Here is a 15,695-nt window from a genome sequence, read left to right as displayed (position 1 = left end):
CCCACCTCCCGGCGGCGGCCGGGGGCCCCCCCCCCCCCAACGCGAGGAACCGCGCCTCAGCGGCGCGTGTGCTGCGCGGTGCGCTCGGTGTTCTCGGCGATCGCGATGAGGGCCACGACGGCCTCGATGATGAACCTCAGCGCGATGATCGCGATGAACGACACGAGCGGCACGATGATGAGCGTCGCGATGATCGCGGTGATGCCGGCGCCGGCGTTGATCCACAGGAGGGATGCCCCGCCGACGATGCCGTTCACGAGGTAGACGATGAACCCGATCGCGATCGCGATGAGCCCGACCAGGTAGAAGACGCTCGCGAGGCGCCGCGTGATGAACGTGCGGAAGCTGAGGTCGAACAGCGCCGCGAAGAAGCCGCGCCCGACCGCGGCCGCGTCGTCGTGCAGCGACGTCGGGACCCCGGTGTCGTCCGGATCGGTCGCGGGGTCGTAGGTCGGCGTCGTGGCGTCCGCGGGCGCTCCGGCTGCGCGCGCCGCCTCGGCGGCGGGCTGGTCGGGCAGGGGCGGGACGGTGGGGGAGTCGCTCATGATGCTCAGGCTACCCACCCGGGGCGCGGGGGTCAGCCCCCGGATTGCGTCGTGTCTGCTGACACGGTCGCCGGAGCCTCGCTAGCATGTGACCCGCGGGGCGTGGCGCCCTGCTCGGTGTGCGGGGCACGCCGACGATCGTTCCGGAGAGGACGTTCATGTACGACGACGACTACGGAGTCGGGGGGCTGCTCGCCGTCTGGCTCGTCCTGCTTCCCTTCCTGTTCATCCTCGCGATCGCGGGATACGTCATCACCTCGTGGTTCCTGATGAAGATCTTCGAGAAGGCGGGCGTGCAGGGCAAGTGGCGCGCCTGGGTGCCGGTGTACAACACGCTGATCTTCGTGAAGCTGGGCGACCTCAACCCCTGGTGGCTGCTGATCCTGTGGGGCGCGACCGCGTTCCTGAGCTGGATCCCGGTGGTCGGGCAGCTCTTCGGCCTCGCCGCCTTCGTCTACACGCTTCTCGCGGCGTGGCGCGTGGGCCTGAAGCTGCAGAAGGAAGCCGTCTGGCTCATCCTGTACTTCTTCCTCTCGATCGTGTGGCTCGGCATCAACGCGTTCGACAAGTCGCGCTGGAACACCGCCATCCCCGCCGCCCCGTGGGCGGGCAACTTCCTCGCCGACAACACCAACTGGTCGGGCATCCCGCCTCAGGTCCCGGCAGGCGGCTACCCGGCCAACGTCGCGACCGCTCCCGCGGGCTACGCCCCTCCGGCCGGCTACCAGCCGCCCGCCGGTTACACCCCGCCGCCGGCGCCGCCGGCCGGCCCCGCGGCCCCGCCCGCACCGCCGGCTGCACCGCCGGCTGCGACCGAGCCTCCGGTCACGCCGCCTCCCGCCGCCGCCCCGCCGGCTGCGACCGAGCCGCCGGCGAGCACCGAGCCTCCGGCATCCCCTGACGCGCCGACCGCTCCCGAAGAGCCCAAGCCGTAGCGTTCCCCGGCGGCCCCTCACCTCGCGGTGGGGGGCCGCCGTGCGTTCTGGCCGGCGGTCGTCGCCGAATCACTGGATCCTGGCCGAGTTGCCGGACGACGCCCCGGGGTTCGACGGAGATCCGGGGATTCGGCGTGAGTGCGCGCCGGATAACGTGGAGGCATGAGCTCCGCAGCATCCGTCCCCCTCCGTCGTGTCGGCGCCTCCGGCCTCCTCGTGTCGGCCGTCGGTCTCGGCTGCAACAACTTCGGCCGTCCCGGAACGCGCACCGAGACCCTCGAGGGCACCCGCGAGGTGCTGGATGCCGCGATCGACGCGGGCGTGACGTTCCTGGACACCGCGGACATGTACGGCAAGGACCCGGGCCTGTCCGAGACGCTCATGGGCGAGGCGCTCCGAGGGCGCCGGGACCGGGTGATCCTGGCGACGAAGTTCGGGCATTCCGGACGCGACATGGGCTACGGCGTGACCGGGTCGAAGGCGTCACGGTCCTACGTGCGCGCCGCGGTCGAGGCATCCCTCAGCCGTCTGCAGACCGAGTGGATCGACCTCTACCAGCTGCACACGCCCGACCCGCAGACGCCCATCGAGGAGACGCTCGACGTGCTGGCCGACCTCGTGCGCGAGGGCAAGGTGCGCTACATCGGACACTCGAACCTGGCCGGCTGGCAGATCGCGGAGGCGCACTACGTCGCCGCAGAGCGCGCGGGCGTGCCGTTCGTGTCGGCGCAGAACCACTACAGCCTCCTGGCGCGGGCGGCGGAGCGCGAGGTGCTGCCGGCCGTCGAGCGGTTCGGGCTCGGATTCCTGCCGTACTTCCCGCTCCACAACGGCCTGCTCACCGGCAAGTTCACGCGCGACCACGCACCGGCCGACACGCGCATCATGCGCCAGCGCCAGCACGTGTGGCAGGAGGCGCCGTGGGATGCGCTGGAGGCGTTCCAGGCGTTCTGCGACGAGCGGGGCATCTCGATGCTCCAGGCCACGTTCGGCTGGCTGCTCTCCCGCCCGTCGCTCGCGAGCGTCATCGCCGGTGCCACGTCGCCCGATCAGATCCGGGCGAACGCGGCCGCAGCATCCGCCTGGTCCCCGACGGCGGAGGACGCAGCGGCCATCGACGCGCTCTTCCCCCTCCCGGACGATCCCGGCACGCGCGTCTGATCCCCGCTCGCCCGGCACCGCGTGGCGGTTCGCCGAGGGCGTACGCCGGAGGTTTGTCACGCGCGCGCCGCGAGGCGTAGCGTCGCACTCTGTGCGCACGCTCGCGGTCTGCGGCGGCCCTCGCGCACCGGAAGGACCACCGTGCTCGGAAAGCTCCTCGTGCGCTATCTGCGTCCCGCCTGGGCGCTCATCGTCGCCGTCGTCGTGTTCCAGCTCGCGCAGTCGATCGCCTCGCTGCTGCTGCCGACCCTCAACGCCGACATCATCGACAACGGCGTCGTCACCGGCGACATCCCGTACATCTGGCAGACCGGCGGGGTCATGCTCGCCATCACCGTCGTGCAGGTCGCGTGCGCGATCGTCGCGGTGTACTTCGGGTCCCGGCTCGCGATGGGGATGGGCCGAGACCTGCGCGGCGACCTCTTCCACCGCGTGGTCGCGTTCTCACAGCGCGAGGTGGGCCAGTTCGGCGCGCCCTCGCTGATCACCCGCAACAGCAACGACGTGCAGCAGGTGCAGATGCTGGTGCAGGTGTCGGCCACGCTGATGATCTCGGCGCCGATGCTCGCGATCGGCGGCGTGATCATGGCGGTGCGCCAGGACGCGGGGCTGTCGTGGCTCATGGCCGTCGCGATCCCGGTGCTCCTCGTGATCGTCGGCGCGATCGTGTGGCGGATGGTCCCGGCCTTCACGAAGATGCAGAAGCGCATCGACCGCGTGAACCAGATCATGCGCGAGCAGCTCACCGGCATCCGCGTCGTCCGCGCGTTCGTGCGCGAGCGCGAGGAGCGCGTCAGGTTCGCCGCGGCGAGCGACGAGGTGCAGGAGACCGCGCTGCGCGCCGGCAACCTGATGGCGCTGATGTTCCCCGCGGTGATGCTCGTCATGAACGTGTCCAGCGTCGCGGTCATCTGGTTCGGGGCCTTCCAGGTGCAGGAGAACGGCGTGGAGATCGGCACGCTCTTCGCCTTCCTGCAGTACCTCATGCAGATCCTCATGGGCGTCATGATGGCGACCTTCATGTTCGTGATGATCCCGCGCGCGGCGGTGTGCGCGAACCGCATCGGCGAGGTCCTCGACACCGAGCCGTCGGTCGCCGCGCCCGGTGAGCCCGCGCCCGCGCCGGTGCCGGCGGGACGCGTCGAGTTCGACGGCGTCGACTTCGCCTACCCCGGTGCGGAGGACCCCGTGCTGCGCGACATCACCTTCACGATCGAGCCCGGCACCACGACGGCGATCATCGGCTCCACCGGCGCCGGCAAGACGACTCTGATCGGGCTCGTCGCCCGGCTGTTCGACGTCACGGCCGGCGCGGTGCGCGTCGACGGCGTCGACGTCCGAGAGTACGACCCCGACGAGCTGTGGCAGCGGATCGGCCTCGTGCAGCAGCGGGCCTTCCTGTTCTCCGGATCGGTCGCCTCGAACCTCCGCTACGGCAACGCCGAGGCGACCGACGACGAGCTGTGGGATTCCCTCGACCTCGCGCAGGCCCGCGACTTCGTGTCGGCCATGCCCGAGGGCCTCGAGGCGCCGATCGCCCAGGGCGGCACGAACGTGTCGGGCGGCCAGCGTCAGCGGCTCGCCATCGCGCGCGCCCTCGTGAAGCGGCCCGAGGTGTACATCTTCGACGACTCGTTCTCGGCGCTGGACCTCGGGACGGATGCCGCGCTCCGCCGCGCCCTGGACACCCGCCTGCCCGACGCGACGCGGCTCGTGGTGGCCCAGCGGGTCTCGACCATCCGCCACGCCGACCAGATCATCGTGCTCGACCACGGGCGCATGGTGGGCATCGGCACCCACGACGAGCTCGTCGAGACCTGCGAGACGTACGCCGAGATCGTGGAATCCCAGCTCACGGCGGAGGCGGCGGCATGAGCGGCATGCAGCGGGGGCCGCAGCAGCGAATGCCCCTCCAGCGCGGCCCGATGGGACAGGTCGCCGGCGGCGAGAAGGCCAAGAGCTTCGGGCCGAGTGCGAAGCGGCTGCTCGCGACGTTGCGCTCGGACAGGCCGCTCCTGATCGTCGTCCTCGTCTTCTCGGTGCTGTCCGTGGCGCTGAGCGTGATCGGGCCGAAGCTCCTCGGCAACGCCACGAACGTCGTGTTCGCCGGTTTCGTGTCTCTCCAGACCCCTCCGGGGGCCACCAAGCAGCAGGTGGTGGACGGGCTCATCGCACAGGGGGATCAGGATCAGGCGAACATGATCGCCGCGATGGACTTCGTTCCCGGGGCGGGGGTGGACTTCGAGCAGCTGGCCTGGATCCTCGCCGGCGTCCTCGCGGTGTACGTGCTGGCGAGCCTCTTCGGCTGGCTCCCGGCGCGTCTCCTCACCGGGATCGTGCCGCGCGCCCAACACCGGCTCCGGCTCGACGTCGAGGACAAGATCCAGCGGCTGCCGCTCTCCTACTTCGACAAGGTGCAGCGCGGCGAGCTGCTCAGTCGCGTGACGAACGACGTCGACAACATCGGGCAGACGATGCAGCAGACGCTGTCGCAGGTGGTCATCTCGCTGCTGACGGTGGTCGGCGTGCTGGTGATGATGTTCCTCATCTCGCCGCTGCTCGCCGTGATCGCGCTCGTCACCATCCCCCTCACCGTGCTCATCACGGTGCTCGTGGCCCGGCGCTCGCAGAAGCTGTTCGTCGCGCAGTGGACGTCGACCGGCATCCTGAATGCACGCGTCGAGGAGACGTTCTCCGGGCACGCGATCGTGAAGGTCTTCGGCCACCAGAAGGAGGTCGAGGCGGACTTCCGCGCCGAGAACGAGGAGCTCTACCGGGCGAGCTTCGGCGCCCAGTTCATCTCGGGCATCATCATGCCCGCGATGATGTTCGTCGGGAACCTCGTCTACGTCGCGATCGCCGTCGTGGGCGGCCTCCAGGTCGCCGCCGGACTGCTGTCGATCGGCGACGTGCAGGCGTTCATCCAGTACTCCCGGCAGTTCACGCAGCCGCTCAGCCAGCTCGGCTCCATGGCGAACCTGCTGCAGTCCGGCGTCGCCAGCGGCGAGCGGGTGTTCGAGCTCCTCGATCAGCCCGAGGAGGACCCCGACGACGAGGAGGCCCAGACCGCGCCCGACCACGCGAGCCGCCTCGCGTTCGAGGACGTCTCGTTCCGCTACGTCGAGGACGAGCCGCTGATCGACGACCTGTCGCTCGCGGCCCAGCCGGGAAGCACGGTGGCGATCGTAGGCCCGACCGGTGCCGGCAAGACGACGCTCGTGAACCTCATCATGCGGTTCTACGACGTCGACGCGGGGCGCATCACGCTGGACGGCGTGGACACCCGCCGCATGTCGCGCGACGACCTGCGCTCGCGCACCGGCATGGTGCTGCAGGACACGTGGCTGTTCTCGGGGACCATCCGCGAGAACATCGCCTACGGGCGCCCGGATGCCTCGGAGGAGGAGATCCTCGCCGCGGCCACGGCCGCCTACGTCGACCGCTTCGTCCATGCGCTGCCCGAGGGCTACGACACGCTGCTCGACGACGAGGCGACCAACCTGAGCGTGGGCGAGCGCCAGCTGATCACGATCGCACGCGCCTTCCTCGCCGATCCGCGCATCCTGATCCTCGACGAGGCGACGAGCTCGGTCGACACCCGCACGGAGCTGCTCATCCAGCGCGCGATGTCGCGACTGCGCGAGGATCGCACCGCGTTCGTGATCGCCCACCGGCTCTCCACGATCCGCGACGCCGACCTCATCCTCGTCATGGAGAGCGGATCGATCGTCGAACAGGGCACCCACGACGAGCTCCTCGCGGCGAAGGGCGCCTATTGGCGGCTCTACAACGCGCAGTTCGAGGCGCCCATGGACGAGGAGGTGCTGGTGGATCCGGTGACCGTCGGCGCCGCGGCATCCGGCGCGTCTGCGGGGCCCGCCGCCGAAGGCGAGGCGGGGGAACCCACTAGTATGTGAGGACGCGGCAGGCCGCCAGGCCCCGCGAACGTCGATCGGGAGGACAGGCGTGCCCGAGGTCTCCACCCATTCGCGCACGGTTCCCGTGCCGGGCGGATCGCTGGATCTCGCGTGGGCGGCAGTCACCGATACGGGCCGTCGCCGCGAGGTCAATCAGGACGCCGTCTTCGCCGAGTATCCGCTCTTCGTCGTCGCCGACGGCATGGGCGGGCACGTCGGCGGCGAGATCGCCAGCGCCAGCACCATCGACCGGCTCAAGGCGATGACCGAGTCCGGAACGGTGAACCCCCACACGATCGAGAAGGCGCTCGCACGCGCGGTGAAGGACATCGCCTCGCACCCCGAGGCGACCGACGACGGCACCGGCACGACCCTCACGGGCGTGTACCTCGACACGAGCGGCGACGTGGCCCACTGGGTGACGCTCAACATCGGCGACTCGCGGGTCTACCTCGTGCGCGACGGCGCGATCGTCCAGATCACCACCGACCACTCGGTGGTCCAGGAGCTCATCGCCTCGGGACGCCTCAGCCCCGAGGAGGCCGAGAACCACCCGTACGGCAACGTCATCACGCGCGCCGTCGGACCGAGCGAAGGCGTGACGCCGGACTACGTGCGCCTCGAAGTCGCCCAGGGCGACCGCTTCGTCGTCTGCTCGGACGGGCTGACGAAGGAGCTCACGGACTACGGCATCCGTCACTTCCTCGACGCGAACGCCGATCCGGCCGCTGCGGCGACCGCGATGCTCGACGCCGCGCTCGAGAACGGCGGCCGCGACAACATCACCATCATCGTGCTCGACGTGGGTTCGCCTGCCTCGACCCCGGCTGCCGGCGACGATGCCGAGGATGCGGCTGAGGAGGCCTCTGCGGACGAGGGCTCCGCGGGCGAGGGCGACTCCGACCGCGAGGGCGACTGCGACTCCTCCACAGCACGGGACTGAGGCCGATTCTCCACGGATCGGGCGCCGCCCTGCGGGTGTGAGACCTTCCCGCGGTGCACTGGAGTGTGCACTTCCCGCCGGCTCCCGCCTTCTCCGCCCTCGTCGCACCCGCCGACGACCCGCGTGAACCTCTCGCGCTCCCCGCGGCCTGGACGCCTCCCGCGCGCCCGCCGCTCCCGGTCGTGGCCGCCGTGGTGCCGGTGGTCGGCGCCGTCGGGCTGTGGCTCGTGACCGGATCGATCCTCTCCCTCTGGATGGCGGCTCTCGGGCCGCTGATCGCGGTGGCGGCCGTGGCGGATGCCGCGCGCAGCGCGCGCCGGGACCGCCGGCGTCATGCCGCGGAATCCGCACGCGCCCGCGCCGACGTGTCCCGAGCGATCGACGTCCGCCACGAGGCCGAGCGGCGACGCGCATGGGCGCAGCATCCCGACGTCGCCGCGTTCGTCGCGCGGGACGAGGAGGTGTGGCGGCACTCCGCCGACAGAGCGGACGCGCTCGTCGTCGGGGAGGGGGAGGTGCTCAGCGGCGTACGGGTCAGCGGGGGCGACGGCGATCCGGACTCCGCGGCGGTGCGCGCCCGCGCGACGCGGCTGACGGATGCGCCCGTCGTCGTGCCGGCCACCCAGGGCGTCGTCGTGGTCGGCCCGCCGATGCCCGCCGAGGCCGTGCAGCGTGCTCTCGCCCTCCAGCTGTGTCTCGCGCTTCCGCCCGGCGAACTCGAGCTGGTGGGCGAGCCCGCCGCCGAGAGCGCGTGGATGGAGCGACTGCCTCACCGCGCCGCCCCCGGGGCTCGACGTCTCGCACTCGTCGGTCCGGGCGAGACCGTGCCGGCCGATGCCGACATCGTCATCGCGACGCGCCGGCCGGGCGATCCGGTTCCGCCGCGCTGCGGCACGGTCCTCACCGTGCGCTCGCCGCACGCCGCCCGCCTGGAGCGCGCCGACGAGTCCTCCGAGGTGCGGACCGAGGCGCTCGCGCGCGACCAGGCTGTTGCCATCGCCGACGCCCTCGCCCTGCGAGCCGAGCGCACGCTGGGCCTGGTCGCCCGGAACGACGGCCCCGTCGAGCTCGCTCCGCTCCTCGACCTCGCCGTCGCCCGAGCGGGCGGGCTCGCGGCGGTCATCGGCGTCGAAGGCGCCGTCCCGGCGGCGGTCGACCTCGTATCCGACGGGCCGCATGCCGTCGTGGCGGGCGTGACCGGATCGGGCAAGAGCGAGCTGCTCGTCACGTGGATCCTGTCGCTGTGCCGCACCTACGCACCGGACGAGGTCACCTTCCTGCTGGCGGATTTCAAGGGCGGCACCGCGTTCGACGTCCTCCGCACCGTCCCGCACGTCACGGGCGTGATCACCGATCTCGACGGGTCGGGTGCCCGGCGTGCGATCGAGAGCCTCCGGGCCGAGGTGCGGTGGCGCGAGGCCGCGATCTCCGCCGCCGGCGCCCGTGACATCCTCGACTCCCGCGTCGACCTGCCCCGGCTCGTGGTGGTGGTCGACGAGTTCGCGGCGCTGCTCGGCGAGCATCCCGAACTGCATGCCGTCTTCGCCGATGTCGCCGCCCGCGGCCGGGCCCTCGGCATCCACCTGATCCTCGGCACGCAGCGGTCGGCCGGCGTGATCCGTGAGAGCCTGCTCGCGAACTGCCCCCTGCGCATCAGCCTGCGGGTGACGGATGCCTCCGACAGTCGCACGGTGATCGGCACCGACGAAGCGGCCCACCTCCCGGGCGGACCGGAGGGTCGGGGGCAGGCACTCGTGCGGCGAGCGGGCGACGCGCGCCCGCGACGGGTCCGCATCGCCCTGTCCGGGCCCGACGACGTGGCAGCGGCGGCGGAGCCGCGCGGCGGTCCTGCCCCGCGACGGCCCTGGCTGCCCGAGCTTCCGCGGCGCCTGTCGCTCGACGAACTCCGCTCCTACGCGCCGGGGCGCGAGGGTCTCCTCCTCGGCCTGGCCGACGAGCCCGCATTGCAGCGCCAGCGAGCGGTGACGCTCGACCTCGCCGACCGTGCGCTGCTCGTGGTCGGAGGCCCGGGCTCCGGCACGAGCAACGCGCTTAGCCTCATCACCGCGCAGGCGCCGGCACGCGTCGTGCGGGTTCCCGCCGACGCGGAGGGCACGTGGGATGTCGTGGCGGCCCTGGCCTCGGAGCCCCCCGGTCCCGGCACGGTCGTCTGCATCGACGACCTCGACACGCTCGCCGCGCGCCTGCCCCCCGACCACGCGCAGGTCGTGATCGAACGGCTCGAGGATCTCCTCCGAACGGCCGGCGCCGGAGGATTCCTCGTCATCGCGTCCGCGCGGCGGGTCGTGGGCGCGCTCTCCCGGCTCGTCGATCACTTCCCTCGCCGCCTCCTGCTCTCCTTCCCGACCCGAGCCGAGCACGTGGCGGCCGGGGGAGACCCCGGCTCCTTCCGTTCCGGTCAGCCCGCGGGCCGGGGCGTGGTGGACGGCGTCGAGGTCCAGGTGGCCGCTGCGCCACCGCTCGCTGACCCGTCGCTTCCTGCCGTCCGTGAATGGCGGCCGACGGCGCCGCTCACGGGATTCGTCTCACGCCGGTCGCCTTCGGTCCGCAGTGCGTTCGCGCAGTGGCAGGAACGAGGCATCCGGATCGTCGACGTCGACGCCTACGCGACCGACCCGTCGATCGTCGCCGAGGGTGCCGTCCTCGTGACGGGCGAGCCCGACGACTGGCAGCGGCACTGGCGCCTGCTGGCCGATGTCCGCGGGGACCACGAGCTGGTCGTGGACTCATCCTGCGCCGCCGAGCTGCGCCTGCTCACCGGATCGCGGGACCTGGCGCCGTACTGCGAGCCCGGACGCGGACGCGCATGGCTCGTGGCGGCCGGAGCCGAGCCCGTCCGCATCGTCCTTCCCTCGCCGCAACTCCGGCCGAACCGTCCCCCGTCCGGCCTTGACCGCCCCCGGGGGGCCCCATAGCTTCGCTGTGTGGCTACATCTCCGATCGACCTCGAACGCCCCGCAGGCAAGGGACTGGCAGCAGGAACACTGGGACTGTGGGGCTCGACGGTCATCGGCCTCGCCTCGACCGCTCCCGTCTACTCGCTGGTCGCGACCCTCGGGTTCGTGGTGCTCGCCGTCGGCGCGCAGGCGCCCATCGCGTTCGTCATCGCCTTCATCCCGATGCTGTTCATCGCCTTCGCCTACCGCGAGCTCAACAGCGAGGTCCCGGACTGCGGCACCACCTTCACGTGGGGCACGAAGGCGTTCGGCCCCTGGGTCGGCTGGCTCGGCGGCTGGGGTGTCGCCGTGGCGGGAATGGTCGTGCTGGCCAACCTCGCACAGATCGCGGGGATCTACTTCTGGGCGCTGATCGACGGCATCGTCCGCACGTCGGAGGACGCGCTCCTGTCCGACAACGTCCCACTGGTCACCGCGACGGGCGTCGTCTTCATCGCCGCCATGACCTGGGTCAGCTGGCGCGGCGTCGAGATCGGCGAGCGCATCCAGAACGTGCTCCTGGCCATCCAGTACGCCGCCCTCGCCATCTTCGTCGTCGCGGCACTGTGGCACTTCTTCGCCGGCACGGCGCCCGACCCGACGCCGTTCGACTGGGCGTGGTTCAACCCCTTCGCCTTCACGGAGTGGTCGGGCTTCATCGAGGCGATCCTCCTCGCCCTGTTCATCTACTGGGGATGGGACACGTGCCTCGCGCTGAACGAGGAGACGAAGGACCCCAAGCGCATCCCGGGCCGGGCCGCGCTCCTGACCACCGTGATCCTGCTCGTGACCTACGTCGGCGTCACCGTCGCCGCCATGATGTACGCCGGCCTCGGCGAGACCGGAACCGGACTGGGCAACGAGGCGAACGCCGACGACTTCTTCCTCGCGATCAAGGACGGCCTCCTGGGACCGCTCGGCTGGGTCCTCGTCGTGGCCGTGATGATCTCGGCGATCTCCTCCACCCAGACGACCATCCTCCCGACCGCCCGCGGCACGCTCGCGATGGCGGCCTACAAGGCGCTGCCGCGCCGGTTCGCCACCGTGCACCCGCGCTACAAGACGCCCTCGTTCTCGACCCTGGTCATGGGCGTCGTGGCGATCGTCTACTACGTCGGCATGACCCTCATCAGCGACAACATCCTGCAGGACTCGATCCTGTCGCTCGGTCTCGCGATCGCGTTCTACTACGCGATCACCGGCTACGCGTGCGTCTGGTACTTCCGGCGCGAGCTGTTCAGCTCGGCCAGGAACTTCTTCTACAAGTTCCTCTTCCCGCTGCTCGGTGCCGGGATGCTCACCTACGCGTTCATCCAGTCGGCCATCGACATGTACGACGTCGACTACGGCTACACCGTGCTCCTCGGCATCGGCGGCACCTTCGTCCTGGGCATCGGCGCCCTCGCCTTCGGCGTCGTCCTGATGGTGCTGTGGTTCCTCTTCCCGCGGTCGAAGCCCTTCTTCCGCGGTGAGAGCCTCAACCGCGAGACGCCCGTGCTGGTGCCCGACGACCCGGCCGACTTCGGCCGCTCGATCGACGGCGGCCTCACCTGAGGTCGCGGCCCTCGCCCGAGCCCCCCACCTCGTGCGAAATGACTGCCGCGTAATCAGACACGCCGTGGCGAAGCATCCACCGGCCGGCGTGTCGCGCGACGCGGCAGTCTTTTCGCGCACGGTGAGTGGGGAAACGGACGGATGCCGCGCCCGGCGCAGAACGCGAGGCGCGGCATCCGTCCGGCTCACCGCTCGGAGCCGGATCAGGCGATTCGATGAGAACAGGCCGATTCGCGCGGTGCGCGCCTGATCCGGCCGAATCGCCTGATCCGGTGAAGGCTCAGGCCAGAGCGGGCTCGAGCGGCGCAGGCTCCAGACCGTGGGCCGTCGCGACGCCGGCGTTGACGACCGCGCCTCCGACGACGTTCAGGCCGCCCGCGAGCGCGGCGTCGGCGCGCAGCGCGTCCTTCCAGCCGCGTCGCGCGATCTGCCGGATGTAGGGCAGGGTCGCGTTGGTCAGCGCCGACGTCGAGGTGTTGGGCACCGCGCCGGGCATGTTGGCGACGCAGTAGAACACGCTGCCGTGCACCGTGAAGGTGGGATCGGCGTGCGTCGTGGGACGGGTGTCCTCGAAGCATCCGCCCTGGTCGACCGCGATGTCCACCAGGACGCTGCCCGGCCGCATGCGCGACACCATCTCGTTCGTCACGAGCTTGGGCGCCTTCGCCCCGGGGATGAGCACCGACCCGATCACGAGATCCGAGTCCACCACCGCCCGGTCGAGGTCGAAGGGGTTCGAGGCCGCCGTCTTGATGCGGCCCTGGAAGTGGTCGTCGAGGTAGCGCAGGCGCTGCACGTTCGTGTCGAACACGGTCACGTCCGCGCCCATGCCGACCGCGATGACGGCCGCGTTGGCGCCGGCGACCCCGCCGCCGATCACGGTCACGCGCGCGGGACGGGTGCCCGGGACGCCCGACATGAGCAGGCCGAGCCCGCCCGCCGAGCGCATCAGCGTCGACGCGCCGACCATCGGCGCGAGGCGCCCGGCGACCTCGCTCATCGGCGCCAGCAGCGGCAGTCCGCCACCCGCGACCTGGACGGTCTCGTAGGCGATCGCGGTCACGCCGTCGGCGACCAGTCGATCGGTGAGCGGTCGGTCCGCCGCGAGGTGGAGGTAGGTGAACAGCACGAGGTCGTCGCGGAAGTACTGGTACTCGCTCGCAATCGGCTCCTTGACCTTCAGCAGCAGCTCGGCCCGCGCCCACACCTCGGCGGCGTCGTCGAGCAGGTTCGCGCCGGCGGCCTCGTACTCGCTGTCGGGCATCGACGACCCGAGGCCCGCGCCGCGCTGCACGAACACCTCGTGCCCGGCCGCGACGAGGTCGTGGACGCCCGCGGGAGTGAGCGCCACGCGGTACTCGTTGTTCTTCACCTCGGTGGGGACGCTGATCCTCATCGTGTGATCCTTTCCGCTCCGCCGTTGGAGCGCTCGGGCTCCTCGTGGGAGCGCCTCTAGAACGCGGGGCGGATCGCCCCGACAACCTGCCCGCCGCCGGAGATCGACAGGGGAAGCTTCTGCATGGTGGCCGCCACATCGGCCGGGGCCAGGGCACCCGCTCGCTCGAGGAGCCGGAGGGCGACCGCCGTCGCGGCCCGCCCGCTGCCGTCGAGCATCTTGAGGGCAACGGTCGTCCCGTCGGGGGCGACCATGACCATCACGCCCTCGGCGCCGCCCTTCGCGAACACGCCGAGCGATTCGATCACGATGGTGTCGGGGCGCCCGGGACCGTCGATCGTCCACGGGTCGTCCCGCACGGCCTGGACGAGAGTCCCGGCGCTGCGGTGCAGGGCGAACGGCGAGGTCGCCGAGGAGTTGCCGATACGGTGGATCGCCCGGGCGAGGCCGAACAGCGTCGTGGCGTACACCGGCGCGCCGCAGCCGTCGATCGCGACGGCCGACGCCTTCTCGCCGAGCAGGCGCTCCACGACCTCGCGGACGTGGAGCTGGAGCGGATGCTCCGGCGACAGGTAGGTCGCGGCATCCCACCCGTTCGCGGCGCAGGCGAGCAGCATCGCGGCGTGCTTGCCCGAGCAGTTCATGCGGATGCGCGCGGGCTCGGCGCGATCGCGCACGAGCTCGTCGCGGGTGTCGGGATCGCTGGGCCACGCGGGCGGGCAGCCCAGGGACTCCTCGCCGAGACCGGCGGCCTGCAGGATGTCGCGCACGACGGCGACGTGGCGGTCCGTGCCCGAGTGGCTCGCGGTGGCGAGGCCGAGCCGCACGCCGTCGAGGGACGCGCCCGCCGAGACGCAGGCGAGCGCCTGCAGCGGCTTGAGGCTCGAGCGGGGGAGGATCAGCGCGGACGGGTCGCCCAGCCGCTCCACGATCGTCCCGTCGGCGCCGAGGACGACGGCGATGCCGGCGTGCCGCGACTCGATGAATCCGCTGCGGTCGACGACGGCGAGCTCGACGGCGTCGGCTGCGGCGAAGGTCTGCGGCACCCGGCCAGCCTACCGCCGAGTCGTCACGGGCCCGCATGACAGACTGTGCACATGTTGGGTGAGCATCGATACTCCGTCCGGACCACGTGGACCGGCGACCGGGGGACCGGCACCTCCGGGTACCGCGACTACGACCGCTCCTCGACGGTGGAGGTCGTCGGCAAGCCGACCCTGCTCGCCTCGTCCGACAAGCCCTTCCGGGGAGACCCGTCGCGCTGGAACCCGGAGGACCTGCTCCTCGCCTCGCTGAGCGAGTGCCACCTGCTGTCCTACCTCCACGCGTGCGTGCAGGCGGGGGTGATCGTCATCGGCTACGAGGACGACGCATCCGGGCTCATGGTCGAGGACGGACGCGGGGGCGGAGCGTTCCGCGAGGTCGTGCTGCGGCCGCGCGTGACGGTGGCCGAGGCGTCGATGACGGATGCCGCGACCGCCGCCCATGCGCAGGCCAACGCATGGTGCTTCATCGCGAACTCGGTGAACTTCCCGGTGCGCCACGAGCCCACGATCGTCGTCGCGGGGGAGTAGGCCTCAGCGGCGCTCGTGCGGGAGGACCTGCTTGATGCGCTCGATCGGGGTGTGCGCGGGGACCTCGTTGTACGCGTTGGCCAGCTCCTGACCCGAGAGGGCGTGAATGGCGGCCATGATGTCGTCGGTCGCGAGCCGGCGGGCACGGCCGGAGTTCGCGGGACCGTGGTGGGACAGGTCGAGCGGCTGCCCGAACTTGACGGTGACGCGGTGGCTGAGGGACGGGCGCTTCGCGCCGACCGGCATGACCTTGTCGGTGCCCACGAGCCCGACCGGAACGACCGGGGCGCCGGTCTGGAGGGCGAGGAAGGCGACGCCCGTGCGGCCCTTGTACAGGCGGCCGTCGAGCGATCGCGTGCCCTCCGGGTACAGCGCGACGGCACTGCCGTGCTCGAGCAGCACGCGCTGCTGGTCCAGCGCGTCCAGCGCGGCTTGACCCGCACCGCGGTTGACGGGGATGGCGCCGATCGCCGTGAAGAACTCCTTCGAGACCCACCCCTTGAATCCGGGGCCGTCGAAGTAGCTGGCCTTGGCCAGGAAGTGCACCGGGCGGGGCGCCGAGACGGGGATGGCGATCGAGTCGATGAACGACAGGTGATTGCTCGCGAAGATGACCGGGCCGGTCTTCGGGACGTTCCCACGACCTTCGACGCGCGGTCGGTAGACGAGGCGGGCGAGGGGCGTCAGCACGAAGCGGCCCATGAAGTAGGTGG

General features: G+C 71.4%; 12 protein-coding genes. 8 read left to right on the top strand and 4 right to left on the bottom strand.

Annotation, left to right across the window (positions count from 1 at the left end):
- Nucleotides 1-56: 56 nt before the first annotated feature.
- Nucleotides 57-545: a DUF4282 domain-containing protein gene (locus ACE3O1_RS07290; RefSeq protein WP_374313959.1), complete on the bottom strand. Its 489-nt coding sequence runs from the start codon at nucleotides 543-545 to the stop codon at nucleotides 57-59.
- 158 nt (nucleotides 546-703) lie between these two features.
- Between ACE3O1_RS07290 and ACE3O1_RS07285 the strand changes: the two genes are divergently transcribed.
- The 7 genes from ACE3O1_RS07285 (at nucleotide 704) to ACE3O1_RS07255 (ending at nucleotide 12,012) form a co-directional block, all read left to right on the top strand.
- The gene (locus ACE3O1_RS07285; protein ID WP_374313957.1) at nucleotides 704-1,480 is read left to right on the top strand and encodes a large exoprotein; all 777 of its coding nucleotides are present in this window, start codon (nucleotides 704-706) and stop codon (nucleotides 1,478-1,480) included.
- Nucleotides 1,481-1,642: 162 nt separating this feature from the next.
- Nucleotides 1,643-2,641: an aldo/keto reductase gene (locus ACE3O1_RS07280; RefSeq protein WP_374313955.1), complete on the top strand. Its 999-nt coding sequence runs from the start codon at nucleotides 1,643-1,645 to the stop codon at nucleotides 2,639-2,641.
- A 141-nt stretch (nucleotides 2,642-2,782) separates the two neighbouring features.
- Nucleotides 2,783-4,516, top strand: a complete 1,734-nt coding sequence (locus ACE3O1_RS07275) for an ABC transporter ATP-binding protein (RefSeq protein WP_374313953.1) — start codon at nucleotides 2,783-2,785, stop codon at nucleotides 4,514-4,516.
- Nucleotides 4,513-6,558: an ABC transporter ATP-binding protein gene (locus ACE3O1_RS07270; protein ID WP_374313951.1), complete on the top strand. Its 2,046-nt coding sequence runs from the start codon at nucleotides 4,513-4,515 to the stop codon at nucleotides 6,556-6,558. The genes ACE3O1_RS07275 and ACE3O1_RS07270 overlap by 4 nt, the downstream gene beginning before the upstream one ends.
- 49 nt (nucleotides 6,559-6,607) lie before the next feature.
- Nucleotides 6,608-7,501 carry a PP2C family serine/threonine-protein phosphatase gene (locus ACE3O1_RS07265; protein ID WP_374313949.1) on the top strand — a complete coding sequence of 298 codons (894 nt, stop codon included), beginning with the start codon at nucleotides 6,608-6,610 and terminating at the stop codon, nucleotides 7,499-7,501.
- Nucleotides 7,502-7,554: 53 nt separating this feature from the next.
- Nucleotides 7,555-10,437: an FtsK/SpoIIIE domain-containing protein gene (locus tag ACE3O1_RS07260; RefSeq protein ID WP_374313947.1), complete on the top strand. Its 2,883-nt coding sequence runs from the start codon at nucleotides 7,555-7,557 to the stop codon at nucleotides 10,435-10,437.
- Nucleotides 10,438-10,446: 9 nt separating this feature from the next.
- Nucleotides 10,447-12,012: an APC family permease gene (locus ACE3O1_RS07255; protein ID WP_374313945.1), complete on the top strand. Its 1,566-nt coding sequence runs from the start codon at nucleotides 10,447-10,449 to the stop codon at nucleotides 12,010-12,012.
- A 280-nt stretch (nucleotides 12,013-12,292) separates the two neighbouring features.
- Here the strand turns inward: ACE3O1_RS07255 and ald are convergent, their stop codons facing one another.
- Nucleotides 12,293-13,408, bottom strand: a complete 1,116-nt coding sequence (ald, locus tag ACE3O1_RS07250) for an alanine dehydrogenase (RefSeq protein ID WP_374313943.1) — start codon at nucleotides 13,406-13,408, stop codon at nucleotides 12,293-12,295.
- Nucleotides 13,409-13,464: 56 nt separating this feature from the next.
- The gene (locus ACE3O1_RS07245) at nucleotides 13,465-14,454 is read right to left on the bottom strand and encodes an asparaginase (RefSeq protein ID WP_374313941.1); all 990 of its coding nucleotides are present in this window, start codon (nucleotides 14,452-14,454) and stop codon (nucleotides 13,465-13,467) included.
- 51 nt (nucleotides 14,455-14,505) lie between these two features.
- Here ACE3O1_RS07245 and ACE3O1_RS07240 point away from each other — a divergent pair, with 51 nt between their 5' ends.
- Nucleotides 14,506-14,982: an OsmC family protein gene (locus ACE3O1_RS07240; RefSeq protein ID WP_374313939.1), complete on the top strand. Its 477-nt coding sequence runs from the start codon at nucleotides 14,506-14,508 to the stop codon at nucleotides 14,980-14,982.
- A 3-nt stretch (nucleotides 14,983-14,985) separates the two neighbouring features.
- Here ACE3O1_RS07240 and ACE3O1_RS07235 read toward each other — a convergent pair.
- The coding region (locus tag ACE3O1_RS07235) for a lysophospholipid acyltransferase family protein (protein WP_374313937.1) at nucleotides 14,986-15,695 on the bottom strand (710 nt) is incomplete at its 5' end.

Origin of the sequence: Microbacterium sp. (genome assembly GCF_041909575.1) — a bacterium.
Taxonomy (GTDB): domain Bacteria; phylum Actinomycetota; class Actinomycetes; order Actinomycetales; family Microbacteriaceae; genus Microbacterium.
This window is presented reverse-complemented; position numbering and strand designations above follow the sequence as displayed.